Consider the following 23,564-nt stretch of genomic DNA (forward strand, 5'->3'; position numbering starts at 1 on the left):
CGTGGCCGGCCCGCTCCGGACGGCGCTGACGTCACTGACGCTGCGCGGCCGCTGCCTGGTCGCCGCGGGGCTCACGCTGCTGGCGCTGGGCGCGCTGCTCGGTGAGCGGCCCCTGGTGCAGATCGCCGTCTTCCTGCTCGCGCTGCCGCTGCTGTCGGCGGTCGCCGTCGCCCGCCAGCGGTTCCGGGTGGGCGTCCGGCGCACGGTGACCCCGGCCCGCGTCCCCCGCGGGGAGGGCGCCGACGTGCTGCTCGAGGTCACCAACGCCGACCGGCGCACCGGCCGGCTGTGGCTGCTGTCGGAGCAGCTGCCGGCCGAGCTGGGGCGCTCTCCCGGCTTCGTCGTCGAGCGGCTCCCCGGCGGGCGGGCCGCCGCGCTGCCCTACCGGGTGCACGGCGGCCGCCGGGGCCGGTTCCGCCTCGGCCCGCTGCAGCTGCGGCTCGTCGACCCCTTCGGCCTGGTGCAGCGCACCACCAGCGGCAGCGACGGCACGCCGCTGGTGGTCGTCCCCCGGGTGCGGCCGCTGGGTCCCGGCGGCCCGGCCGGCGGGCACGGTGGCGGGGGCGAGGGCGCCCGCCGCTCGATCGCGGTGCACGGCGAGGACGACGTCAGCACCCGCGCGTACCGGCACGGCGACGACCTGCGCAAGGTGCACTGGCGGGCGACGGCGCGCACCGGCGAGCTCATGGTGCGGATGGAGGAACGGCCGTGGCGGGCGCAGGCCGCGCTGCTGCTCGACACCCGGGTGCACGCCCACCTGCTCGTCCGGGCCGCGGGTCCGGGGCCGGCCGCCACACCCGCCGTGCCCGGGCCGCCGGGTGACCCCGCCCCGCCGCCGGACAGCCTCGAGTGGCTGGTCGAGGCCGCGGCCAGCATCGGCAGCGCGCTGGCCCGCCGCGGCTCGGCGCTGCGCGTGGTGACCGCCGAGGGCGAGCTGCGCCCGGCGGAGGGCACGGGCGGGCTGGGCCCCACCGAGCTGCTCGACCGGCTGGCCGTGCTCTCCCCGACCCGCGGGTCCTCGCTGCGGCCGGCCGTCGAGCAGCTGCGCCGGGTCGCCGGCGACGCGCCGGTGGTGGCGGTGCTCGGCGCGGTCGCCCCCGACGACCTCGCCGAACTGCTCGCGGCCCGCTCGGGCCCGCACAGCGACGTCGCCGTCCTCCTCGACGTGGCCAGCTGGGCCGAGGCCGGCGGCCGCACCCGCCGGGGCCTGTCGGCCACCGCCCGCGCGCACCTGGCCGCGCAGGTCGAGGAGTCCGCGTCGCTGCTGCGCGGCGCGGGCTGGCAGGTCACCGTCGCCGGCGCCGGCTCCTCGGTGGAGGCCGTGTGGGCCGAGCTCGCCGCGCAGCGCGGCACCGCCGCCCGTCCCGCGGGGGTGCCGGCATGACGACGCTCGCCCCGCCGCCGGCGCCGTCGGCCCCGCTGCCGCCGCCCCGGCCGCCCACCCCCGCCGCCCGCCCGACCCCGGCGCGGCCGGCCGCGGCCGGGCAGCACGACGGCCCCACCACCCTCGCCGCCGCGGTGGCCACCGCGCTCGGCGCGTGCGCACTGCTGCCGGTCTTCACCCGCCCGGCGTGGCTGCCGCCGGCGCTGGCGGCGATCGCCGTCGTCGCGCTCACCGGGCTCGCGCTGCGCGCGGCCGGTCCGGCGCTGTGGGAGTGGGCGTCGGGCGGCCGGCCGGCGCCCGCCCGCGTCGCGGCCGCCGGCGTGCCGCTGGTCCCGCTGGCCCAGCTCGCCGCCCTCACCTCCCTCATGACGGCGCTGTTCGCCCCCGACCGCGCCCTCGCCGGGTGGCTGCCCACCCCGCGCAGCCTCCGCGACCTCGCCGTGGTCCTCACCGACGGGTCGGCGGAGCTGCGCGAGCAGGCGACGCCGGCGCTGCCACTGACCGGCCTGCTCGCGCTGACCGTCCTGCTGGTCGGGATGGTCGCGGTCACCGTCGACCTGATCGCCGTCGGCGGGCGGCAGCCGGCGCTGGCCGGGCTGGGCCTGCTGGTCCTCTTCTGCGTGCCGGTCAGCACGGTCACCGGTGACGTCGGGCTGGTCGCGCTGGCCGCCCCGGCAGCCGGGCTGGCGCTGCTGCTGTGGTCGGACCAGGCGCGGCGGCTGACCCGCCGCGCCCGCCGGGCCGGCCGCGGCTCCGGGGCGGGCGCGGCGGCGGCCGCCGGCACCGCGCTGGCCGCGCTGGCGGCCGCCCTCGTCGTCGGCAGCCTCGTCCCCACCCTCCCCGAGGGCCGGCTGGCCGCCGGCTTCGGTCCCGGCGGCGGCGGGGGCGGGGCCACCGGCACCGCTCTCGACCCGGCCGCGGCGCTGCAGGGCCAGCTCACCCTGCCCGAGCCGATCGACCTGCTGCGCGTCGACGCCTCGGTCCCCGATCCCGGCTACCTGCGCGTGGTGACCCTCGACGCCTACGACGCCGAGCAGGGCTGGACCATCGGCAACCTCGACGGCGAGAGCTCGGTGGCGCAGTCGCAGGACCTCGCGCCGCTGCCCGGCCGGCGCGACGGACGGCGCGTCGAGGCGACCATCACCGCCATCGGGCACGACGACCGGTTCCTGCCGGTGCTCCCCTCCCCGCTGCGGGTGCAGATCGCCGACCCCGAGGCGTGGCGGTTCGACCCCGCCACCGGCACCGTCTTCGGCCGCGACGTGACCACCGCCCGCACCAGCTACCGGGTCGGCGCCGTGCAGGCCCAGCCCAGCGAGGAGGAGCTGCTCGAGGCCGGGCCGCTGGCACCCGGCAACCCGGTGCTCGAGCGCGGCACCGCGCTGCCGCCCCTGGACCCCGAGGTCACCGACCTGGTGGCCCGGCTGACCGCCGGCGCGGCGAGCCCGTACGAGGCCGTCCGCGCCATCCACGACCACTTCTCCCGGGCGAACGGCTTCGTCTACAGCCTGGCGACCGCGCCGGGCACCGCCGGTGACGACCTGGCCCGCTTCCTCCGGTTCAAGCAGGGCTACTGCGAGCAGTACGCCGGGGCGATGGCGGCCATGGTCCGCGCCGCCGGCATCCCCGCGCGGGTGGCGCTGGGCTACACCCCCGGCCGGCTGCAGCCCGGCGGGAGCCGGTTGATCACCAGCGACGACGCCCACGCCTGGGTGGAGGTCTACTTCGACGACCTCGGCTGGATCCCGTTCGACCCGACGCCGATCGACAGCGACCGCGCCGTCGACCTGCCCTGGGCGCCGCGCCCGGCCGACCAGGAGGTCCTCGAGCGGCCGACCGACGTCCCGACCGCGCCGACCCCGGTCCAGCCCACCCCCGCGCCGCGGCAGGACCGGCTCGACGACGGCGCGCAGCAGGGGTCGGCGGCCGCCGGGCAGACGTCGTCGGCGCGGCCGGTGCTGGTCGGCGCCGGCGTGCTGCTCGGGCTGGCCGCGCTCGTGGCCACCCCGGCCGGCGCGCGGGCGCTGCAGCGCCGCCGCCGGGTGGCCGACGGCAGCCCGGGCGCGCTGTGGGACGAACTGGCCGCCACCGCCCGCGACCTCGGCCTGCCCTGGGACCCCGCGCTGACCCCGCGCCGGCAGGCGGCGGCCCTGGCCCGCGCGCTCGGGCCCGGGCGCGGCGGGGGGTCCCGGCCGGGCGCGGGGGACGCGGTCGAGCGGCTGGCCCGCGCGGAGGAGGCCGCCCGCTACGGCCCTCCCGGCGCCGCCTCCGGCGATCCGGCCGCCGTGGCCGCGCTGCGGACGGCCCGGCACGGGCTGGTCGCGGCGGTCCCGGCCCGCACCCGGCTGCTGGCGCGGCTGTGGCCGGCCTCGCTGGTCGAGGGACTCGGGGGCACAGCCCGGGCACTGCTGGGCCGGCTCCCCCGCCGCACCGCCTGACGGAGGGCCCCCTTCCTCCCCGCCCTTCGCGAGCTCAGGGCGGGGCCCGGGGAGGGGGCCGTTCCGGCACGTCACCGGGCCGCCGGGCGTGTGCGCCGACGCCGCACGATCGGGACGGGGACGCCGCGCCGGCGCACACCGTCCGGGGAACGGGCCCGCCGAACGGCGACGGCCGCCGTCCCGGAGGGGACGGCGGCCGTCGGCCGAGCGGAGGGGCTACTGGTCGTAGCGGCGGCGGAAGCGCTCCTCGAGGCGGTTCTTCAGCGGCTGACGGCGGGGCCGGCCGCCGCGGCCGCGGGCCGCGGTGCTCCCGCCGCGGGCGCCGACCGGGCCGGTCTCGACCGCGCCGGTGGCGCTGCGGTAGTTCAGCACGCCGAGCGCGGCACCGCCGAACATCACCAGGAACCCGAGGACCCCGAGGGGGACGGACGGGACGACCGCGCCACCGACGAGGACGGCCAGGCCCACGACCACCAGCAGCGCACCGAGTTGCAGCTTCCGCCGGGCCTTGAGCCTGCGGTCACCCGTGCGGACGGAGGAGGCGAACTTGGGATCGTCGTCGACGAGGGCGCGCTCGATCTGCTCCAGCAGTCGCTGCTCGTGCTCGGAGAGCGGCACCGAGACCTCCAGATGGGCCAAGCCAATACCGCCGGGGTCACCCCGGCGGTGCCTCCGAGGATACGAGCCGTTCGCGGGGTGCGAAAGGCGAGCGCGCGGCGACCCGCCGGTGATCGTCTCCGGTCACCCTCCCGGGCGGTCGCGCACCCGCCGGTCGCGGTCGCGGTGCAGCAGCGTGGCCGGCCGGACGGCCCCCGCGCCGAACCGGCGGGCGGCCCGGTCGGCGGCCAGCTCGGCGTCCCGGCGGCCGTGCTCGCGCTCGCCGAGCTGCAGCTGCCGGGGCGCCGACCCGGCCGGCACCAGCCGCTCGGCCCGCACGCCCACCAGCCGCAGCCGCGCCCGGTCCAGGCCGAGGGCGTCGAAGAGCGCGCGGGCGGTCTCGTAGAGGTCCTGCCCGACGTCGGTGGGGACGTCGAGGGTGCGGCTGCGGGTGATCGTGGTGAAGTCGGCGAAGCGGACCTTGATGCTCACCGTGCGCGCCAGCCAGCCGCCCGCCCGCAGCCGGCCCGCCGTCCGCTCGGCCAGCCGCAGCAGCTCCCGGTGGACGACGGCGGGGTCGTCGACGTCGGTGGCGAAGGTCTCCTCGTGCCCGGTGGACCGCTCCGGCTCGTCGGGCACCACCCGGCGCGGGTCGCGGCCCCAGGACAGCTCGTGCAGGTGCGCGCCGGCCGCCGGGCCCACCGCCCGCTGCAGCGTGCGGACCGGCACGTGGGCCAGGTCGCCGATGGTGCGCAGCCCCAGCCGCAGCAGCAGCTCCTCGGTCTTCGCGCCGACGCCCCACAGCGCGCCCACCGGCAGCGGGTGCAGGAAGTCGATGACCTCGGCCGGGCGGACGACGAGCAGCCCGTCGGGTTTGGCGCGGGTGGAGGCGAGCTTGGCCACGAACTTGGTGCCGGCGACGCCGACCGAGCAGGTGATGCCCTGCTCGTCGTAGACGCGGGCGCGCAGGTACTCGCCGACCTGCGCCGCGTCGCCCAGTCGGCGGCCGGCCCCCGACACGTCGAGGAACGCCTCGTCGAGGCTCAGCGGCTCCACCAGCGGGGTGACCGACCGGAACAGCGCCATGACCGAGCGGGAGACCTCGGCGTAGAGCGCCATGTCGCCGGGCAGCACGGTCGCCGTCGGGCACAGCCGCAGCGCCCGGGCCGTGGGCATGGCGGCGTGCACGCCGTACGCGCGCGCCTCGTAGGTGGCCGAGGTGACCACCCCGCGGTTGCCCGCGCCCCCGACGACGACCGGCGTGCCGGCCAGCTCGGGGCGCCGGCGCACCTCGACGCTGGCGAAGAAGGCGTCCATGTCGACGTGCAGCACCGTGCACCCCTCCGCCCGCCCCGCTGCCACGACCCCTCCCTCGAACACCTGTTCGGACCGACCCGGGGAGGGTAACGGTCCGGCCGGGTCCGTGGCGCGCGGTGCCGGCGGGCTCCCCGGCGTGTCCCGGAACGGCACGAACTCGCAGGTGGCCGCATGTGTGACCGCCCCGCGAACGAGGTAGGTGGGACACGACCGACCGCCGCCCGGCGGCCGGCGCCGATCAGCACCGGAGGAGCTCGATGGCGCTCGACGACGACGACATGACCAGCGTGGAGGGTCCGGCCGACAGCGGTGCCGGCGAGGGCACGCCCGGCCAGCACGACGGCGGTGCCGACGGCGGTGCCGATGGCGGCGCGGGCCACGACGGCGGCGCGGACGGCACGGCCGACGGCGGTGCCGGCCACGACGGGGGCGCGGACGGCGGTGCCGACGGCGGCGCCGGGCACGGCCCGGCCGACGGCGGTGCGGCCGGTGGCGGCTCCGACGGCGGTGCCGACGGTGGTGCCGACGGCGGCGCGGACGGTTCGGCCTGAGCCAGGACCCGGCCGTCGCGGGGCCGGGCGGGGCTGACCCCCGCCCGGCCCTGCGCCGGTGCACCCACCTCGACCCCGCGGTCTTCGCCGAGCGGCACTGGTCGCGCCGCCCGCTGCTCACCCGCGCCGAGGACACCGGGGAGTCCTTCGCCGACCTGCTGACGCTGGCCGACGTCGACGAGCTGCTCTCCCGCCGCGGGCTGCGCACCCCGTTCCTGCGCATCGCCAAGGACGGCGCCGTCGTCGATGCGGCGCGGTTCACCACCTCCGGCGGCGCCGGCGCCGAGATCGCCGACCAGGTCTCCTCCGACGCCGTGCTGAGGCTGTTCGCCGACGGCAGCACCGTCGTCCTGCAGGGCCTGCACCGGCTCTGGCCGCCGCTGATCGAGTTCGCCGACCAGCTCGCCGCCGACCTCGGGCACCCCACGCAGGTCAACGCGTACGTCACCCCGCCGTCCTCGCGCGGCTTCAGCCCGCACTACGACGTGCACGACGTCTTCGTGCTGCAGGTGGCCGGCGAGAAGCACTGGACGATCCACGAGCCGGTGCTCCCCGAGCCGCTGCGCAGCCAGCCGTGGAACGACCGCGCCGCCGAGGTCGCCGCGGCCGCGGAGCGCGAGCCGGTCATCGACGCGGTGCTGCGCCCCGGGGACGCCCTCTACCTGCCGCGCGGCTACCTGCACTCGGCGGTGGCGCTGGGGCAGACCAGCGCCCACCTGACCGTCGGCGTCCACTCGGTCACCCGCTGGTCGGCCGTCGAGGCGGCGCTGGACCTGGTGCGGGTGCTCGCCGCCGACGACGTCGAGCTGCGCCGGGCGCTGCCGCTGGGCGTGGACCTCGCCGACCCCGCGGCCCTGCGCGACGACGTCGCCGCCGTGGTCGGCGCGCTGCAGGGCTGGCTGGGCCGGGTCGACCCCGACCGGGTCGCCGACCGGGTGCGCGGCCGCACGTGGGCGCAGGTGCGCCCGGAGCCGGTCGCGCCGCTGGCGCAGGCGACCGCCGCCGCGGCCCTGACCCCCGACACCGTGCTGCGGCTGCGCCGCCGCCTGCGGGTGTCCCTGCGTCCTTCCCCCGCCCACCCGGCCGGCGGCGACCGCGTCACCCTGATCGGCGGGCGCCGCACGCACGAGTTCCCGGCCACCACCCGCCCCGCGCTCGAGGCGCTGCTGACCGCCGGCGAGCTCGAGGTCGCCGACCTGGCCGGCCTCGACCCGGCCGACCGGCTCACCCTGGCCCGGCGGCTGGTGACCGAGTCGATCGTCGTGGTCGCCGACGCGCACGTCGACGGCTCGCCCGACGGGGTGCCGGCCACCGCCCCCGAGCCGGGCCCGGCCGGACCGGGTGCCCCGGCCCCGGACGCGGGCGGGGACGATGGGGAGCGTGCCGACGCCCTCGGGACCGGGTCGTGAGCCCGCCGCCCTCCCCCGGGTGAGTACCGCGCCGGCGCAGCCCGACCCCTCCCCGACGTCCCGGCCGGTCCGCGTCGGCCGGCTGGACCCGACGCGCTGCTCGGTGACCGCCCTGGTCCGCGGCGACTCCCCCGTCGCCACGGCCGGGCCGGCGCAGCGCTGGCTGCTGGTCGAGCAGCCGGGGCCGTGGGGGCCCGACGCGCTCCTGCAGTCCCGCTTCGACGCCGCCGTCGCCCCGCGCCTGGCCGCCCGCGCCCGCGCCGAGGGCACCCGGGTGCTGCTGGTGCGCCGCCCCGGGGAGCGGCTGGCCGAGTCCGGGCACCGCTGGGCCTACGCCGACAGCAGGCCGGGCCGCGAGGGCCTGTGGTGGTCGACCCGCGAGACCGACGCCGACCTGCTCGAGGCGCCCTGGGACGGCTCGATGGGCGAGCGCGCCGACGGCCCCGTCTACCTGGTGTGCACCCACGGACAGCACGACGCCTGCTGCGCGCTGCGCGGCCGGCCGCTGGCCCGCGCGCTGCCCGCGCCCGACGTGTGGGAGTGCAGCCACCTCGGCGGCTGCCGGTTCGCCACCAACGTGCTGGTGCTGCCGCACGGCTTCGCCTACGCCCAGGTGCCCGGCGACGGCGCCGACCTCGTCACCGCGCACGCCCGCGGCGAGGTGGCCCTGCCCTGGCTGCGCGGACGGACCGGGCTGCCCATGCCGGCGCAGGCCGCCCAGCAGGCCGTCCGCGAGCGGCTGGGACTGCTCGGCGTCGACGACCTGCCGCTGCGCGGCACCCACCGGCTGCCGGGCACCGACGCCGAGGCCGCGGCCGGCATCGAGCGGGTCGAGGTGGTGCTCGTCGGCCCCGACGGCGACGTCGTCGTGCGGGTGGAGAGCCGGCCGACGGCGGAGGCGGCCCAGCTGACCTGCCGGGCCGTGCACCCCGCCCACCCCCGCGCGTGGACGGTGCTGTCGATCTCCTAGCTGCCCGTCCCCTCGAGCGCGCGCCCGCGGGCCAGCAGCAGCGGGATGGCGACCTCGGCGCCGGTCAGCGAGCCGTGGTAGGCCGCCAGCCGGCTCGGGCCGGGCTCGGTGGCCGACGCGGTGATCGCCCACGGGCCGCGGGCCAGCGCGACGACGTCGCCGATGCGGGCGGCGAGCGCGCCGTCGACGTCGCCGAAGACGCCGCTGGCCACCGCCTCGTCGCGGCCGACGACCCAGGCGCGCTCGCCGAGGACGCCGCGCCAGGCGTCGAGGACGTCACCGGCGGCGCCGGGCAGGGCGTGCGCGTAGCGGGCCCGCGGCTCCCCGGCGAGCAGCGCGACGCCGTCGAGGAGGGCGGGCTCGTCGTCGACGTCGACGCGGGTGGTGGCGGGGACGTCGAGCATGCCGTGGTCGGCGGTGACCAGGAGCGCGGCGTCGTCGGGCAGGCCGGTGACCACCTGCTCGACGACGCGGTCGACCAGCGCCAGCTGCAGCCGCCAGCTGTCGGAGTCGACGCCGCGGACGTGGCCGGTGAGGTCGAGCTCGGGGGTGTAGCCGTAGACCAGGCCGGTGGGGGCCGCGGCCAGGGACTGCAGCAGCACCGCGGCGAGGTCGCCGGCGCTCACCGTCCCGGCGTAGCCGGCGCCCCGGTAGGCGGCGGTGGACAGCCCCGAGCCCCGGTAGGCGTAGGGGGCGACCGCGGTGACCGGCAGCCCGGCCGCGGCGGCCTGCTCGAAGACGGTCGGGCGGGGCTGCCAGTCGCGCGGGTCGGGGTCGTCGGCCCACTGGACGTGGTTGAGCAGCCGGCCCTCGCCCGGGACGGCGGTGACGAAGCCGAGGACGCCGTGCCCGCCGGGGGGCACGCCGGTGCCGAGGGTGGCGAGGCTGACCGGGGTGGTGCTCGGGCAGGGGGCGTCGAGGTCGCCCACTGGCGAGGCCAGCCCGGCGAGGGTGGGTGCGAGGGTGGCGTGCGCGCGCAGCAGCCGGGCGCCCAGGCCGTCGACGAGCAGGACGGCGACCCGCCGTGCCCCGGCCAGCGCGGCGGTGAGCCCGAGCGGGTCGGCGGGCAGGCCGGCGCGGTCGACGTCGACGCCCAGGGCGGTGGCCACGCCGGGCAGGACGTCGGCGAGGGTGGTCCGGCCGTAGGCGGGCAGGACCAGTCCTTCGGGCAGCGTCACGGGCGGTCGGAGGACCCCGTCCTCCCCACCCTTCGCAGGCTCAGGGCGGGACCCGGGACGGGGCCGGATCTGAGAGGACATCAGGGCCGACTCGCCAGCACGTGCAGCCCGGCGGCGACGTCGCGGTAGGGCGAGGTGCCGGCCAGGGCGAGCTCGAGCCGGCGGACCGCGGCCGGGTCGGCGCCGGAGGCGGTGTCGAGCAGGTCGGCGACGACGGCGACGCCGCGCCACTCCCCCGCGCGCAGCCCGGCGCCCTCGACGAGCGCGAGCAGGTCGGCCGGGGTGAAGCGGCGGCGGGCGGGGCGGGTGCGGGCCGGCACCGGGTCGCGGTCCTCGAGCAGCGCGAGGGCCTCCTTCGGGTGGCCGCCGAGAGCGCGGGTGAGGACGGCGCCGGCCCGGTTGGCGGTCACCACGCTCACCCGGCCGCCGGGGCGCAGGGCGCGGGTGATCTCGCCGAGCGTGGTGGCCGGGTCGTCGACGACCTCGAGGACGGCGTGGCACAGGCCGAGGTCGTAGCCCTCGTCGTGGCCCTCGTCGAGGGGCAGCTCGTGCAGCTGGTCGCCGTCGCCCTGCAGGCCGCGGACCCGGCCGCCGACGCCGGCCGTGCGGGCCCGCCGCTCGAGGGTGGCCAGGGCGTCGGCGCTGGGGTCGACCACGGTGACCTCGTGCCCGAGGCGGGCGAGCGGGACGGCGAACCCGCCGCTGCCGCCGCCGACGTCGAGCACCCGCAGCGGGGTGCCGGCGGCCACGAGGGGGTCCAGCGCGGCCCACACCGCGGCGGTCCGGACGGGCAGCTGCTCGCCGGAGGACGGGTCGGGCGGGGTCGGCGGCACCCGTCCGACCCTAGTGGCGGCCGGTCGGGCCCACCGGCCGGTTCAGGCGGAGACCGGGTCGGCGGCCCGCTCCAGGTCGGCGACGACGATCTTCCGCATCGTGAACACCGCCTCGACGGCGCGCCGGCGGCGCTCGGGGTCGGGGTCGTTCTGCAGCTCCAGCAGGCGGGTGGGCACGACCTGCCACGAGACGCCGAAGCGGTCCTGGAGCCACCCGCAGGGAGCCTCCTGTCCGCCGTCGGTGAGCCGGTCCCAGTAGTGGTCGACCTCGGCCTGGTCGGCGCACAGGACCTGGAAGGAGATCGCCTCGCTGAAGTGCCAGTCCTGCGGGCCGCCGTTGAGGCCGACGTACTCGGTGTCGCCGAGCCGCCAGCTGACGGTGAGGACCTGCCCCTCCCGCTCGGGGGTCTCGGAGCCGTGACGGACGGTGCCGAGGATCTCGGAGTCCGGCCAGATCGACGTGTAGAACCGCGCGGCCTCCTCCGCCTCGGTGTCGAACCACAGGCACGGGATCTGCTTGGGCACGGCGTCCTCCTCCGGACCGGCCGGCGGGACACCGGCGCTCGCGGGTCCCGACCGCCTCCGCGCCCCGGACTCATCGGTGGTGAGGTGCTGGAACGGCCAAGCTGCAGGGCCCACCACGGACGCACGCCATCTCGGGTGCTTCCTCAGTGGCCGGAGCTGCCGGGGCTGGAGTGCCAGAGCTTGCGGGGCGCGGACGCCGCGGCGCGGCGGGCGGCGGTCCCGGCGTCGTCCCCGGCCGGTTTGATGTCGGCGTAGGGCGACATCCGGAAGCCGGTCGGGTGCACCAGCACCGGCTTGACCACCACCGGCCGGGCACCGTGCGAGGCCGCCGCGCCGGCGATGGCCTGCTCGGTGAACTCCCCCGGCGCGGCCGTGTGCTCGGCCACCGCGGCCGGCCCGCCGGTCTCCCACGCCTCGTACAGCGCCGGCAGCTCCCAGGCCCCGGTGGCCCGGATCGACACCCCGCGCGGGCCGGTGCGGCGCAGCACCCCGCGGATCACCAGCAGCCACGAGTGGAACACCGTCGCCGCGTAGGGGCCCTGCACGTCCTCGAAGAAGGTCGAGTCGGTGCAGCCGGTGCCGTCGTCGAGGGTCACGAACACCACCCGGCGCCCCGACCGGATCGGCGGCGTCTGGGTGGCCACCTTGACCCCGGCCACCAGCACCTCGGCGCCGCTGCGGCAGCCGAGCAGCTCCCCGGCCGGCACCGCGCCGACCGCGGCGAGGAACGGCCGGTAGAAGTCGACGACGTGCCGGCTGGCGTCGAGCCCCAGCACCTCCAGCTCGGCGCGCACCAGCTCGGCGTCGGTGAACTCGGGCAGCCCGGAGCCGGCCGCCCACTCGGGGCCGGGCACGCCACCGTCGTCCCCGGGGTCGGTCTCCCCGGGACCGGTCCCCTCCCCCGGGAGCTCCAGGCCGAGCAGGTCGAGGCTCAGCTGCCCCACCGACCCGGCGCGGGCCGCGCTGCGACTCCACCGGTCCAGCTCGCCGATCTGCAGCAGCAGGTCGCGGCGGGTCACCGACCGGCGGGAGCGGGTGGGCCGGCCGGCCTCGCGGTCGCGGACCCCGAAGCCGTAGAGGGAGTCGAACCCGCCGGCCAGCACCAGCCGCTCCACCACCGGCCGCGACACCGACGCCCGCGACCAGAAGTCGGTCAGCGACCGGTAGGGCTGACCGGCGACGACCCGCTCGACCTCGTCCTCGCCGATGCCCTTGACGTCGGTGAGCGACAGCCGGATCCCGTAGGCCGACGGGTCGGCCATCGCCGCCGGCATCCACTCCGGCCGCCGCCAGTCCGCCCGCCGGTCGGCGGGGGCGAGCCGCTCCACCCGGTAGCTGCCGGTCGAGGCGTTGACGTCGAGGCCCAGCACCCGGATGCCGAAGTTGCGGGCGTCGTCGAGGATCAGCCGCTTCGGGTACATGCCGGGGTCGTGGGTGAGCACCCCGGCGAGGAAGGCCGCGGGGTGGTGGGTCTTCAGCCACGCCGACTGGTAGGTCGGCAGCGCGAACGCCGCGGCGTGGGCCTTGCAGAAGCCGAACGAGCCGAAGGCGACCAGCACCTCCCACACCCGCTCGACCACCTCGACGGGGTAGCGCTGCAGCGCCTCGGGCATGAACCACGCCCGCACCTCCGGGTGCAGCTCCCGGTCCCCCAGCGCGCGGCGCGCCTCGTCGGCCTGGGCGAGGTCGCAGCCGGTCATCTGCGCCACGATCTGCAGCACCTGCTCGTGGAAGACGACGACGCCGGCGGTCTCCCGCAGGTACGGCGCGAGGTCCTCGTGCGGGTAGACCGGGTCCCGCCAGCCGTTCCGGGCCAGCAGGAACGGGGTGACCATGTCGCTCTTCACCGGCCCGGGCCGGAACAGCGAGATGTCGATGACGATGTCCTCGAACGACTCCGGCCCGAACTTGCCGACCAGTTCCCGCTGCCCCGGCGACTCGATCTGGAACATGCCGAGGGTGCGGGTGCTGCGGATCAGCTCGAAGGTGGTCGGGTCGTCGCGCGGGATCCCGTCGATGTCGACCCGCTCGCCGTCGACCCGGGCCACCTCGTCGAGGGCGTGCGCGATCGCCGACTGCATCCGGATGCCGAGCAGGTCGAGCTTGAGCAGCCCGAGCTCCTCGACGTCGTCCTTGTCGAACTGGCTCATCGGGTAGCCGAGGTAGCTGTTCTCCACCGGGGTGCGGTCGAGCAGCGTGGCGTCGGACAACAGCACCCCGCACGGGTGCAGCGCGATGTGCCGGGGCAGGCCGTCGAGCCGGGCGACGAGGTCGAAGAGCAGGTCGAGGTCGCCGGTGCCGCCGCCGCGCCGGGAGCCCAGCCGGCTGGCCTGCAGCTCCGGCAGGTCGCGCAGCGCGGCGTGCACCTGGCTGGCCCGGATGTGCGGGAAGGCCTTGGCGACGGCGTTGATCTCGGCCGGCGGCAGCCCGAGCGCGGCGCCGACGTCGCGGATGGCGTGGCGCACCCGGTAGGTGTCCATCATCGAGATGCAGCTGACCCGGTGGGCGCCGAAGCGGGCGATCACCGCGTCGTAGACCTCCATCCGCCGGGCGGACTCCACGTCGATGTCGATGTCGGGCAGCTGGTGGCGCAGCGGGGACAGGAACCGCTCCATCAGCAGGCCGTAGCGGATCGGGTCGACGTCGGAGATGCCCAGCAGGTAGGTGACCAGGCTGCCCGCCCCCGACCCGCGCGCCGCAGCGCGGACCCGCAACCCCTTGATGAGGCCGACGACGTCGGCGACGGTGAGGAAGTAGGAGGGGTAGCCGAGGGAGTCGATGACGGCGAGCTCCTCCTCGAGCCGCCGGGTCACCGTCGCCGTGCGCACCATCCCGCGCCGGCCCAGCCCCGCCTCGCAGCGGGCCCGCAGCACCTCGGAGGGGTCCATCCCCTGCTCGCCCGGCGCGGTGACGACGTCGAGCTCCGGGTAGCGCACGGTGCCGATGCCGAGGTCGTCCCGGACGTCGACGGCGCACTGCTCGGCCAGCCGGGCGGTGCGCTCGGTCAGCCGCAGCGCCGCGTCGCGGTCGGGGCCGGCGATCTCCGCGGCGACCTCGGCCATCTCCTTGCCCGACTTCAGGTACCCCTCGGCGGTGCGCCGGTCGACGTGCCGGGTGTCGAGGGCGACCAGCCGCCGGGAGGCGTCGAGGACGTCGGCGGTGGGCGCGTCGAGGGCCTCGACGTAGCGGACGGCGTTGGTGAGCACCACCGGCACGCCCTCCTCCTCGGCGAAGCGCAGCAGCCGCTGGGCGCGGGAGCGGTCGCCCCGGCCGCGGTGGTGCACCAGCTCGACCACCAGCGAGCCCGGGCCGAACACCGACCGCCAGGCCGACAGCCGCGCCGCGGCGACGTCGGCCCGCCCGGCCGCCAGCGCCCGGCCCACCGGCGAGTCCGGCCCCAGCACCGCGACCAGCCCCGGGGCGTGCTCGGCGGCCAGCGCCAGCGAGGACACCGGCTCGCCGCGGGTGCCGCGCAGGTGGGTGGCGCTGGTCAGCCGGCACAGCGAGCGCCAGCCGGCGCCGTCGCGGGCGAGGAAGGTGACCCGCGGCAGCCGCGGGTCGACGGCGGCACCGCCGCGCACCGGGTTGCGCCGCGCGGGAGCGGTCCGGGAGCGTCCACCTGCCGTGCGCCGCGGCGACAGCTCGTCGTCCTCCCCCAGCACGTGCGCCCGCGCCGGGGGCACCGCGGTGTCCACCGCCGGGGCGACGGCGAGGTCGACCCCGAACAGCGGGCGCACCCCCGCCGACCGGCAGGCCAGCGCGAACTTGACCGCGCCGTAGAGACCGTCGCGGTCGGTCAGGGCGAGGGCACCCATGCCGTGCTCGGCGGCGCGGGCCACCAGGTCGGCCGGGTGGTTGGCCCCGTACCGCAGGGAGTAGCCGGAGGCGACGTGCAGGTGGACGAAGGGGTCGCCGCTCACCGCCCGCGGGCGGGACGGTGCGCGGTGCCACCCACTACGCGTGGCCGGGGTACGGGCTCGGGGGTGCTGGCGAGCACGCTGTCGACCACGGTGAGGAAGGCCCCGACGTCGCGGACCAGGTCGTCGGCCTCGCGCTCGGTGACCGCGCGGGACAGCCCCGCCTCGGCCGCGGCGCGCTTGGCGGCGCCGGCGGCGAAGAAGGCGGCCCACTCCCCCAGCTCCGGGGCGACCTGCTCGAGCAGCACCCAGGCGCTGCGCGGCCGGCGGCGGCCGCTCTCGGGCCGGGTGCGGGCGGCCAGCACCGCCGCCGCCGCGCGCAGCGCGCCCAGGTGGGCGGTGGCGTAGCGCCGGCACGCGTCGGGGGCGCGTCGGGCCTCGGCCAGCGCGCGGGTGGCCTGGTCGAGCAGCTGGGTCGCCGCCGCCGGCAGCGGCGGGGGCAGCGGCAGCTGGTCGGCCGGGTGGTGGGTCATGGCGTACGCGGCGCCCATCAGTCGTGCACCCGCACGAGCGACCAGCGGTTGTCCGCCGCGTCCCAGCACAGGTCGTAGACCCCGGCGAAGCTCATCCGCGAGCGCCCGGCCCGCACCGCCTCGACCCGGTAGACCTCGCGCGGGGCGACCAGGTCGGCCGAGGCGCCGCCGGGGACGTCGGCCGGCCGCTGCCACCACGGCGCGGTCTCGACCCAGGAGTCGAGCAGCTCGCCGACGACGTAGCGCCACTGCCCGCGCCAGAACTGCGCCGGCCCGAGCGGCCCGCGCTCGACCTGCACCTCCTCGCCGACCCGCTCGCCGACGTCACCCAGCACCCGGCTCATGCCCGACTCCCCACCCCGTGCCCGCTGACCGGCCGACCCGACCCACCGCACCGGGTGGGGAAGGACCCGGGTGCGGTGGGAGGCCGGCGGCGTTCGAACGTCTGTTCGAACGAGTCGAGTAGACCCGATCGCGCCGGTCCCGTCAAGCCGGGCGCCCGGCGAGCCCCTCCCCGTCCGCTGCGGCGGACGGTACGGCGGGGCACCGACAGCGGTGGCAGGATCGGCGCATGAGCCGACCCGACCACCCCCGGGTGGCCGCCCTCGCCGAGCTGCTCGCCGCGGCCGGCGTGCGCGGGGAGGTCCGCGGGATCCCGTCGGGGGCGCGCACCGCCGCGGAGGCCGCCGCCGGGCTCGGCGTCCCGGTCGGCGCCATCGCCAACAGCCTGGTCTTCGACGTCGGCGGGCAGCCGCTGCTGGTGCTCACCAGCGGCGCGCACCGGGTCGACACCGCCAGGGTCGCCGACCTGCTCGGCGTCCCGGAGGTGCGCCGGGCCCCGGCCGACTTCGTCCGCGAGCACACCGGCCAGCCCATCGGCGGGGTCGCCCCGGTCGGCCACCCCGCGCCGATCGGCACCCTGGTCGACGTCGAGCTGGCCCGCTACGAGCAGGTCTGGGCCGCCGCCGGCCACCCGTCGGCCGTCTTCCCCACCACCTACGACGAGCTGCTCCGGCTGACCGGGGGCACCCCCGCCGAGGTCGGCGACGGCCCGGCCGGCGTCGCCTCGGTGACCGCGCAGCCCCCCGCCGCCCCGGTGGGTCCGTGAGCGAGGAGAGACAGTGACCGGCACGACGCCCGCGGCCCGGGTGACCGAGCTGCCCGCCGGCTGGCTGCGCGACCACATGCACGAGGCGCTGGCCATCTACGGCGCGGCCATGGGCTACGACGCCTCGGTGGTGGCCGGCCGCTACGGCTACGCGATCCAGCACACCGAGCGCCCCGGCTTCCGCGCCGTCGGCGCCTTCGCGCCCGGCCCCGACGGCGAGCAGCTGACCGGGTTCGGCTACGGCTACCTCGTCGCCCCGGGCCAGTGGTGGCACGACCAGGTGCGCGCGGCGCTGGACCGGCGCACCGCCAAGCGGTGGCTGCCCGGCGCCTTCGAGGTGTGCGAGCTGCACGTGCACCCCGACGCGCAGAGCCGGGGGCTGGGCCGGCGGCTGCTGCACGCGCTGGTCGAGGGCGTCGACGCACCCGCCGCGCTGCTGTCCACGCCCGACGCCGACACCAAGGCCTTCCGGCTCTACCACGCCGACGGCTTCGTCGACCTCGCCCGCGGCCACCACTTCCCCGGCGACACCCGGCCCTTCGCCATCCTCGGCGCCCGGCTGCCGCTGCGGCCGGTGCCGGGCAGCGGCGCCTGAGCGTGCCCGGTTCCACCACCGCCGACGCCGTCGTCGTCGGCGCCGGCCACAACGGCCTGGTCGCGGCCTGCTACCTCGCGCGCGCCGGGCTGCACGTCGAGGTGGTCGAGCGCGACGAGGTGCTCGGCGGGGCGGTGTCCACCGTCGAGCGCTGGCCGGGGGTCCGGGTCGACCGCGGCTCGAGCGCGCACGTCATCGTCCGGCACAGCGGCGTCGTCGAGGAACTCGACCTGGCCGCGCACGGGCTGCGCTACCTCGACTGCGACCCGTGGGGCTTCGCACCGGCCCCGGCGCCCGGCGACCCCGGCCCCGACGGCCGCCCGCTGGTGTTCTCCGTCGACCTCGACGCCACCTGCGCCTCGATCGCCGCCGCCTGCGGGGAGGACGACGCCCGGGCCTACCGCCGGTTCGTCGGCGTCTGGGGGCCGCGCAGCCGCGCCGTCGTCGACTCCTTCGGCCGCCGGCCGACCCCGCTGGGCCTGGCCCGCGCGTTCTGGCCGCTGGGCGCCCCCACCGGCGACGGCCCGCGCACCCCCGGCGGCGACCTCGCCGTCGACTTCCTCGGCTCCGGCGACGCGCTGCTCGACCGCTGGTTCACCAGCGAGCGGCTCAAGGCGGCGCTGGCCTGGTTCGGCGCGCAGTCCGGGCCGCCGATGAGCGAGCCGGGCACCGCCGCGATGGTCGCGTGGGTGGCGCTGCTGCACGACACCCCGCCGGGCCACCCGGTGGGCGGCTCCGGCGGCCTCACCGAGGCGCTGCGTCGCCGGCTGGAGTCCGACGGCGGGCGCGTCACCCTCGGCGACGGCGCCGCGCGGCTGCTCGTCGACGGCGGCCCGGACGGCGGCCGGGTGACCGGCGTCGAGACCGTCTCCGGACGGCGGATCGCGGCGCCGGTCGTCGTCGCCGCCTGTCACGTCCTGGCCACCCGCGACCTCGCCGGCGCGTCCGCCCCGCCCGCGCTGGCCGACGCCGCCCCGCCGGTGGGCAACGGCTTCGGCCTGGTGCTGCGCTGCCTGACCGACGCGCTGCCGGCCTACCCCGGCGTCGACCCCGCGGTCTCCGCGCAGGGCCTGCAGCTGCTGTGCACCGACCGGGCGCAGCTGGCCGCCGCGCACGGCGACTGGCTGGCCGGCCGGCTGCCGCGCGAGCCGGTGCCGCTGGCGATGTCGTTCTCCGCGAGCGACGACACCCTGGCCCCGCCCGGGCGGCACGTGGTCACCGTGTGGGGGCAGTGGTACCCCTACGACCTCGCCGACGGCGGCGACTGGGACGCCCTCGCCGACGCGGAGGCGCAGCGGCTGGTGGCCGCCGTCGACCGGTTCGCGCCCGGCTTCGCCGGCTCGGTGCACGACGTCCACGTGCAGACGCCGCTGCTGCTGGAGCGGGAACTGTCACTGCTGCGCGGCAACGTCATGCACGTGGAGATGGGGCTGGCCAGCATGTTCGCCTTCCGGCCGACGCCGGCGCTGGCGGGCTACCGGGTGCCCGGCCTCGACGGGCTGTACCTGGCCGGCGCCTCGACCCACCCCGGCGGCGGGGTGTCGGGCAACTCCGGGCGCACGGCGGCGCGCGTGGTCCTCACCGACCGCCGTCCGCTGGCCCGGGCGCGCACCCGCGTGCAGGACGTCGCCGGCCGGCTGCTGCGGGCGGGCCGGTGAGCGCCGGGGTGGACTCGGGGCCGGCGGCGCTGCGGCGGGCGGGCCTGCCCGCGCGGGTGCCGCTGGTCCTCGCGGTGCTGCTGGTGCTGGCCGCGATCGCCTACCCGCTCAGCGACGGCGGCGCCCGCGACGCGGTGTCCTGGACGATCGTGCTGCTGGGCTCGGGCGTCTCGGTCACCGCCGCGGCCGCGGCGCACGGCGCGCGCACCGGCGCCGCGGTGCTGGCCCTCGTCGTGGTCACCGCGGTGGTGTTCGAGTCGGTCGGGCTGGCCACCGGCTTCCCCTACGGCGAGTACACCTACAGCGACGTGCTCGGCCCGACGCTGCTCGGCGTCCCGTTCCTCGTGCCGCTGGCCTGGCTGATGATGGCCTGGCCGAGCCGGGTGCTCGCCGGCCTGCTCACCCGCCGGGTGCGGGAGGGGCGGCGGCGGGCCGCGCGGGTCGCCGTCGCCGCGGCGGTGTTCGCCGGCTGGGACGTCGTCCTCGACCCGCAGCTGGTGCAGGCCGGCTACTGGACGTGGGCGCACCCCGCCCCGGGGCTGCCGGGCATCGACACCGTGCCGCTGACCAACCTGGCCGGGTGGCTGCTCGCCGGGCTGGTGCTCATGGCGCTGCTCGAGGTCGCCGTGGCACGCACCGCGGTGCCCGGTGGGCCGCCGGTCACGGCCGCGCCGCTGCTGGTCATCGCGTGGATGGTCCCCGGCGGGGCGCTGGCGCACGCGCTGTGGCTGGACCTGCCCGGCTCGGCGGCGTGGGGGGCGGCGCTGTCGGCGGGAGTGCTGGCGGTGCTCGCGCTGCAGGCCCGCCGGCGGTGAGCGGCGCGGTCGTCCGGGCCCTGTCGGGCCTGGCCGTCGCCGGCGCCGTGCACGCCGGGGTCAACGCGCTCCTGCTGCGCCGCCCGCCGGCCGCCCCGCCCGAGGTGCGCCTCCCGGTCACCGTCGTCGTCCCGGTGCGCGACGAGGAGGCCCAGGTGGGCGGCTGCCTGGCCGCGGTGCTGGCCTCGCGCGGGGTGCCCGACCTGCGGGTGGTGGTCGTCGACGACGGCTCCACCGACGGCACCGCCGACGTCGTGCGCGGGATCGCCGACCCGCGGGTGCGGCTGGTGCCCGCGGGCGCCGTCCCGGAGGGCTGGCTGGGCAAGCCGCACGCCTGCTGGGTCGGAGCGCAGACCGCCCCCCGCGACGGCGGGTACCTCGTGTTCGTCGACGCCGACGTGCGGCTCGCCCCCGACGCCGTGGCCGCCGCGGTGGCGCTGCTCGACGCGCACGGCCTCGACCTGGTCTCACCGTGGCCCCGGCCGGTGACCGGCAGCCCGGCCGAGCGGCTGGTGCAGCCGCTCTCCCCCTGGCTGTGGCTGACGACGCTGCCGCTGCGGGTCGCCGAGCGCTCCCCGCGGCCGTCGCTGACCGCGGCCAACGGCCAGTTCCTCGCGCTCCCCGTCCGCGGCTACCTGCGCGCCCGCGGGCACGCGGCGGTGCGCGAGGAGGTCGTGGAGGACGTCGCGCTGGCCCGCGCGGTGAAGCGCTCGGGCGGGCGGGCGGTGCCCGTGGCCGGCGCGGCGCTGGCGCAGTGCCGCATGTACGACGGCTGGGCGGCGATGCGGGAGGGCTACGGCAAGTCGCTGTGGGCCTCGGTCGGCGGCTCCCCGGCGGCTTCGCTGGCCGCCGCGGCGGTGCTCACCGCGGTCGGCGTCGTCCCGCCGCTGGCCGCGCTGCGCGGCTCGCGGGCCGGGCTGGCCGGCTGGGCGGCCGGGGTGGCCGGCCGGGCGGTGAGCGCCGCGGTGACCGGCGGGCGGGTGTGGCCCGACGCGCTGGCCCACCCGGCGTCGCTGCTGGCCCTCGACGTGCTGCTGGTGCGGTCGGTGGCCGGGCACCGGCGGGGCACGCTGACCTGGCGCGGGCGCGCCGTCGGCTGAGCCCGGGCGAGTATGGGGTGTGACCTCCCCCGAGACCGGCCGCCCGCGCACGTCCTTCGACCCGGCGGCGATGCGCCCGAGGGACTTCTACCGGGTGGTGAACTCGATCGTCGTGCCGCGGCCGATCGCGTGGGTGCTGACCCGCTCGGCCGAGGGGGTGCACAACCTGGCGCCGCACTCGTTCTACACGGTCGCCTGCGTGGAGCCGCCGATCGTGCAGTTCACCTCGGTGGGCCGCAAGGACTCGCTGACCAACGTCGAGGCCACCGGCGAGTTCACCGTGAACCTGGTGCCGGAGGAGCTGTTCGAGCAGGCCAACGCCACCGGCACCGACTTCCCGCCCGACCAGAGCGAGGCCGACGCCGCCGGCATCCGGCTCGAGCGCAGCGAGAAGGTGGGCGCGATGCGGGTGGCGCAGTCCCCGGTGAGCGTGGAGTGCACGCTGCACTCCACGCTGCGGCTCGGCGACAGCACCGTCGTCTTCGGCCGCGTGGAGTGGGTGAGCGTGGTCAGCGAGGCCGTGCGCGACGGCCGGCCCCGCATCGAGGCGCTGCGGCCGCTGGCCCGGCTCGGCGGCAACGAGTGGTGCACCGTGGGCGAGGTCCGCACCATCCCGCGGATCCCCTACGCGACCTGGGCCGGGGACCCCTCCATCGGCGAGCGCGTCCGCGGCGGCGAGGCACGGGACACGGAGGCACGGGACACGGAGGCACGGGACACGGAGGCATAGGACACGGGGGCATAGGACACGGAGGCACGGGAAGCTGTCCGCACGTCCCGGCGCCCACGACGTGCCGATGGCTTCCCATGCCTCGCACACCCGGGGACGGGTCGTACCCGTGGCGGGAGGACCTGCCGGCGGGGCCGCCGTGGCCGGCGGCGACGCGCGACCGGATCGACGCCGGCCCCTGAGGGCGCCGCCCGCGACGCGCCGGTCAGGCCGGCAGGTGCTCGGCCACCTCGGCGGCGGCGGCGTCGCCGAAGGCCGCGGCGAACCGCTCGAGGAAGGGCTCCCGGCGCAGCTCGTACTCCTGGGTGCCGACGACCTCGACGGCCTCGGTGGCCACCGCCGAGCCGAGCTGGGTGGCCCGCTCCAGTCCCAGGCCCCACGTGCGGCCGGCGATGAAGCCCGCGCGCAGCGCGTCACCGCCCCCGGTGGGCTCCACCGGCTTGGTCTCCGGGACGGCGATGACCTCGATCGGGTCGGCGCCGTCCTGACGCACGAGCACGCCCTGCGCGGCGCGCGTGGTCACCCAGGTGCCGACGCGGCGCAGCACCTCCGGGGCGTCCCAGCCGGTCTTCTGCATGAGCAGGGCCGACTCGTACTCGTTGGTGAACAGCAGGTCGGCGCCGTCGACCAGCTCGCGGATCATCTCGCCGTCGGCCCAGGCCAGCTGCTGGCTGGGGTCGGCGGCGAAGGCGTAGCCGCGTTCGCGGCACTCCTGGGTGTGCCGGACCATCGCCTTCGGGTCGTTGGGCCCGACGACGACGAGGTCGGGGGCGCCCACCCGGTTGCACACCGGGCCGAGCTCGATCTCACCGGCCTCGCTCATCGCGCCCGAGTAGAACGACGCGATCTGGTTGTTGACCGCGTCGGTGGTGCACACGAAGCGGGCGGTGTGCTTGAGCTCGGACCACCGCACGTCGCGGGTGTCCACGCCGTGGCGGGTCAGCCAGGCGTCGTAGTCGGCGAAGTCGCTGCCCACCGAGCCCACCAGCACCGGCGCGAGGCCGAGCAGGCCGAGGCCGTAGGCCATGTTGGCGCCGGCGCCGCCGCGGTGCTGGATGAGGTCGTCGACCAGGAACGACAGCGAGACGTTCTCCATCTGTCCCTCGACGAACTGCTCGGTGAACCGGCCGGGGAACGTCATCAGGTGGTCGGTGGCGATGGAGCCGGTGACGAGGACGGGCACGGGGGCTCCTGGGGTGGGGCGGGCCGACGGCGGGCAGCGCAACCCTAAGAGGCGCGCCGGGCCGCCCGCGCCCCGGCGGGTCAGTCGGCCAGCGCCCGCCGCAGCGAGACGCCGAGCTGGGCGGTGCCGACGAGCCCCAGCAGGCAGCCGACGGCGGTGCCGGCGGTGACCACGGCCCCGGGTCCGGCGAGCTGGTCGAGCCCGGTCACGGCGACGATCCCGGCGCCGCCGACGGTGAAGCCGGTCATCGCCACCCGGGTGGGGCGCTCCCACACCGAGATGGACCCGGTCTCGGCGACCCCGGCCTGCCCGGCGCGGGCGCGCAGGTAGTCGGGCAGCCAGCACAGCGCCCCGAAGGCGGCGGCCAGCCAGCCCGGCGCCCCGGCCGCCCACAGCGCCGTCGCGTAACCGGCCTCGGTCAGCCGGTCGACGGCGGAGTCGAGCACGTAGCCGCGGCGCGAGGCCCGCCCGCCGGCCAGCGCGAGCGCCCCGTCGAGGGAGTCGAGCAGGCCGGAGAGCCCGACCAGCAGCCCGGCGGCCACCAGCCATCCCCCGCCGGCCAGCGCCGGGCCGATCGCCGACAGCGCCACGAGCAGGCCCAGCGCGGTCGCGGCGACCGGCGGCAGCCAGGACAGCGCGCGGGCGAGCGTGTAGGCCAGCGTCAGCCAGCCGTGCACCAGGCGGCTGTCCGCGGGATCGGTGCCGCCGTGCCACCGCGACCACTCGGCGAGGTACTCGTCGCGGCTCAGCACGGGCGCAGTCTCCCCCAGCGGCGCCGCCGGC

The 23,564-nt window shown here is 78.1% G+C and carries 21 protein-coding genes; 11 read left to right on the forward strand and 10 right to left on the reverse strand.

The annotated features are described in order from the left end of the window. Position 1 precedes the first annotated feature (1 nt). Positions 2 to 1,384, forward strand: coding sequence for a DUF58 domain-containing protein (locus CHC04_RS05740; RefSeq protein ID WP_089402931.1), 1,383 nt, complete (start codon positions 2 to 4; stop codon positions 1,382 to 1,384). Further along, positions 1,381 to 3,822 (forward strand): transglutaminase TgpA family protein, encoded by a 2,442-nt coding sequence (locus CHC04_RS05745; RefSeq protein ID WP_089403353.1) that lies wholly within the window; start codon positions 1,381 to 1,383, stop codon positions 3,820 to 3,822. The genes CHC04_RS05740 and CHC04_RS05745 overlap by 4 nt, the downstream gene beginning before the upstream one ends. 216 nt (positions 3,823 to 4,038) lie before the next feature. Here the strand turns inward: CHC04_RS05745 and CHC04_RS05750 are convergent, their stop codons facing one another. Both CHC04_RS05750 and dinB read right to left on the reverse strand, forming a co-directional pair. Then, positions 4,039 to 4,440 carry a DUF3040 domain-containing protein gene (locus CHC04_RS05750; RefSeq protein ID WP_089402932.1) on the reverse strand — a complete coding sequence of 134 codons (402 nt, stop codon included), beginning with the start codon at positions 4,438 to 4,440 and terminating at the stop codon, positions 4,039 to 4,041. A gap of 123 nt (positions 4,441 to 4,563) precedes the next feature. After that, a complete protein-coding gene (gene dinB / locus CHC04_RS05755; RefSeq protein WP_245817012.1) occupies positions 4,564 to 5,781 on the reverse strand; it encodes a DNA polymerase IV in 1,218 nt (405 codons plus the stop codon). 212 nt (positions 5,782 to 5,993) lie between these two features. Between dinB and CHC04_RS05760 the strand changes: the two genes are divergently transcribed. The 3 genes from CHC04_RS05760 to CHC04_RS05770 all read left to right on the forward strand — a co-directional run bounded on the left by CHC04_RS05760 (position 5,994) and on the right by CHC04_RS05770 (position 8,666). Beyond that, entirely contained in the window at positions 5,994 to 6,287 is a 294-nt protein-coding gene (locus tag CHC04_RS05760) for a BatC protein (RefSeq protein WP_089403354.1), read from the forward strand. 314 nt (positions 6,288 to 6,601) lie between these two features. Beyond that, positions 6,602 to 7,696, forward strand: a complete 1,095-nt coding sequence (locus CHC04_RS05765; RefSeq protein ID WP_342743472.1) for a cupin domain-containing protein — start codon at positions 6,602 to 6,604, stop codon at positions 7,694 to 7,696. A gap of 19 nt (positions 7,697 to 7,715) precedes the next feature. After that, positions 7,716 to 8,666, forward strand: a complete 951-nt coding sequence (locus CHC04_RS05770; RefSeq protein ID WP_245817013.1) for a ferredoxin family protein — start codon at positions 7,716 to 7,718, stop codon at positions 8,664 to 8,666. Here CHC04_RS05770 and CHC04_RS05775 read toward each other — a convergent pair. The 6 genes from CHC04_RS05775 to CHC04_RS05800 form a co-directional block, all read right to left on the reverse strand. Beyond that, on the reverse strand, positions 8,663 to 9,844 hold the full coding sequence (locus CHC04_RS05775) for an alkaline phosphatase family protein (RefSeq protein WP_245817014.1): 1,182 nt from the start codon (positions 9,842 to 9,844) through the stop codon (positions 8,663 to 8,665). The two genes, CHC04_RS05770 and CHC04_RS05775, sit on opposite strands and share 4 nt — an antisense overlap. Before the next feature lie 80 nt (positions 9,845 to 9,924). Continuing rightward, complete coding sequence (locus tag CHC04_RS05780) at positions 9,925 to 10,677, reverse strand: class I SAM-dependent methyltransferase (RefSeq protein ID WP_089402935.1); 753 nt, start codon at positions 10,675 to 10,677, stop codon at positions 9,925 to 9,927. Between the two features lie 42 nt (positions 10,678 to 10,719). Then, the gene (locus CHC04_RS05785) at positions 10,720 to 11,202 is read right to left on the reverse strand and encodes a VOC family protein (RefSeq protein ID WP_089402936.1); all 483 of its coding nucleotides are present in this window, start codon (positions 11,200 to 11,202) and stop codon (positions 10,720 to 10,722) included. 143 nt (positions 11,203 to 11,345) lie between these two features. Next, complete coding sequence (locus CHC04_RS05790; RefSeq protein ID WP_089402937.1) at positions 11,346 to 15,122, reverse strand: DNA polymerase III subunit alpha; 3,777 nt, start codon at positions 15,120 to 15,122, stop codon at positions 11,346 to 11,348. After that, the gene (locus CHC04_RS05795) at positions 15,119 to 15,610 is read right to left on the reverse strand and encodes an SAV_6107 family HEPN domain-containing protein (RefSeq protein WP_089402938.1); all 492 of its coding nucleotides are present in this window, start codon (positions 15,608 to 15,610) and stop codon (positions 15,119 to 15,121) included. Before CHC04_RS05795 ends, CHC04_RS05790 begins: the two co-directional genes overlap by 4 nt. Continuing rightward, entirely contained in the window at positions 15,610 to 15,936 is a 327-nt protein-coding gene (locus tag CHC04_RS05800) for a DUF6504 family protein (RefSeq protein WP_089402939.1), read from the reverse strand. Before CHC04_RS05800 ends, CHC04_RS05795 begins: the two co-directional genes overlap by 1 nt. A 227-nt stretch (positions 15,937 to 16,163) precedes the next feature. Between CHC04_RS05800 and CHC04_RS05805 the strand changes: the two genes are divergently transcribed. The 6 genes from CHC04_RS05805 to CHC04_RS05830 are packed head-to-tail and all read left to right on the forward strand — an operon-like array spanning position 16,164 to position 21,598. Then, positions 16,164 to 16,700, forward strand: coding sequence for a YbaK/EbsC family protein (locus CHC04_RS05805; protein WP_089402940.1), 537 nt, complete (start codon positions 16,164 to 16,166; stop codon positions 16,698 to 16,700). A gap of 13 nt (positions 16,701 to 16,713) precedes the next feature. Then, a complete protein-coding gene (locus tag CHC04_RS05810; RefSeq protein WP_089402941.1) occupies positions 16,714 to 17,295 on the forward strand; it encodes a GNAT family N-acetyltransferase in 582 nt (193 codons plus the stop codon). 2 nt (positions 17,296 to 17,297) lie between these two features. Next, a complete protein-coding gene (locus tag CHC04_RS05815; protein WP_089402942.1) occupies positions 17,298 to 18,953 on the forward strand; it encodes a phytoene desaturase family protein in 1,656 nt (551 codons plus the stop codon). Continuing rightward, positions 18,950 to 19,768, forward strand: a complete 819-nt coding sequence (locus tag CHC04_RS05820; RefSeq protein WP_245817015.1) for a carotenoid biosynthesis protein — start codon at positions 18,950 to 18,952, stop codon at positions 19,766 to 19,768. Before CHC04_RS05815 ends, CHC04_RS05820 begins: the two co-directional genes overlap by 4 nt. Next, positions 19,765 to 20,868, forward strand: a complete 1,104-nt coding sequence (locus CHC04_RS05825) for a glycosyltransferase family 2 protein (protein WP_089402943.1) — start codon at positions 19,765 to 19,767, stop codon at positions 20,866 to 20,868. The genes CHC04_RS05820 and CHC04_RS05825 overlap by 4 nt, the downstream gene beginning before the upstream one ends. 19 nt (positions 20,869 to 20,887) lie before the next feature. Next, entirely contained in the window at positions 20,888 to 21,598 is a 711-nt protein-coding gene (locus tag CHC04_RS05830) for a flavin reductase family protein (protein WP_217897192.1), read from the forward strand. Between the two features lie 205 nt (positions 21,599 to 21,803). On the opposite strand, the gene CHC04_RS05835 is transcribed toward CHC04_RS05830, so the two are convergent. Further along, positions 21,804 to 22,781, reverse strand: coding sequence for a carbohydrate kinase family protein (locus CHC04_RS05835; protein ID WP_089402944.1), 978 nt, complete (start codon positions 22,779 to 22,781; stop codon positions 21,804 to 21,806). 80 nt (positions 22,782 to 22,861) lie between these two features. Then, the gene (locus CHC04_RS05840; protein ID WP_089402945.1) at positions 22,862 to 23,533 is read right to left on the reverse strand and encodes a CDP-alcohol phosphatidyltransferase family protein; all 672 of its coding nucleotides are present in this window, start codon (positions 23,531 to 23,533) and stop codon (positions 22,862 to 22,864) included. Positions 23,534 to 23,564 lie beyond the last annotated feature (31 nt).

This window comes from Geodermatophilus saharensis (assembly GCF_900188205.1).
GTDB classification, from domain to species: Bacteria; Actinomycetota; Actinomycetes; order Mycobacteriales; family Geodermatophilaceae; genus Geodermatophilus; species Geodermatophilus saharensis.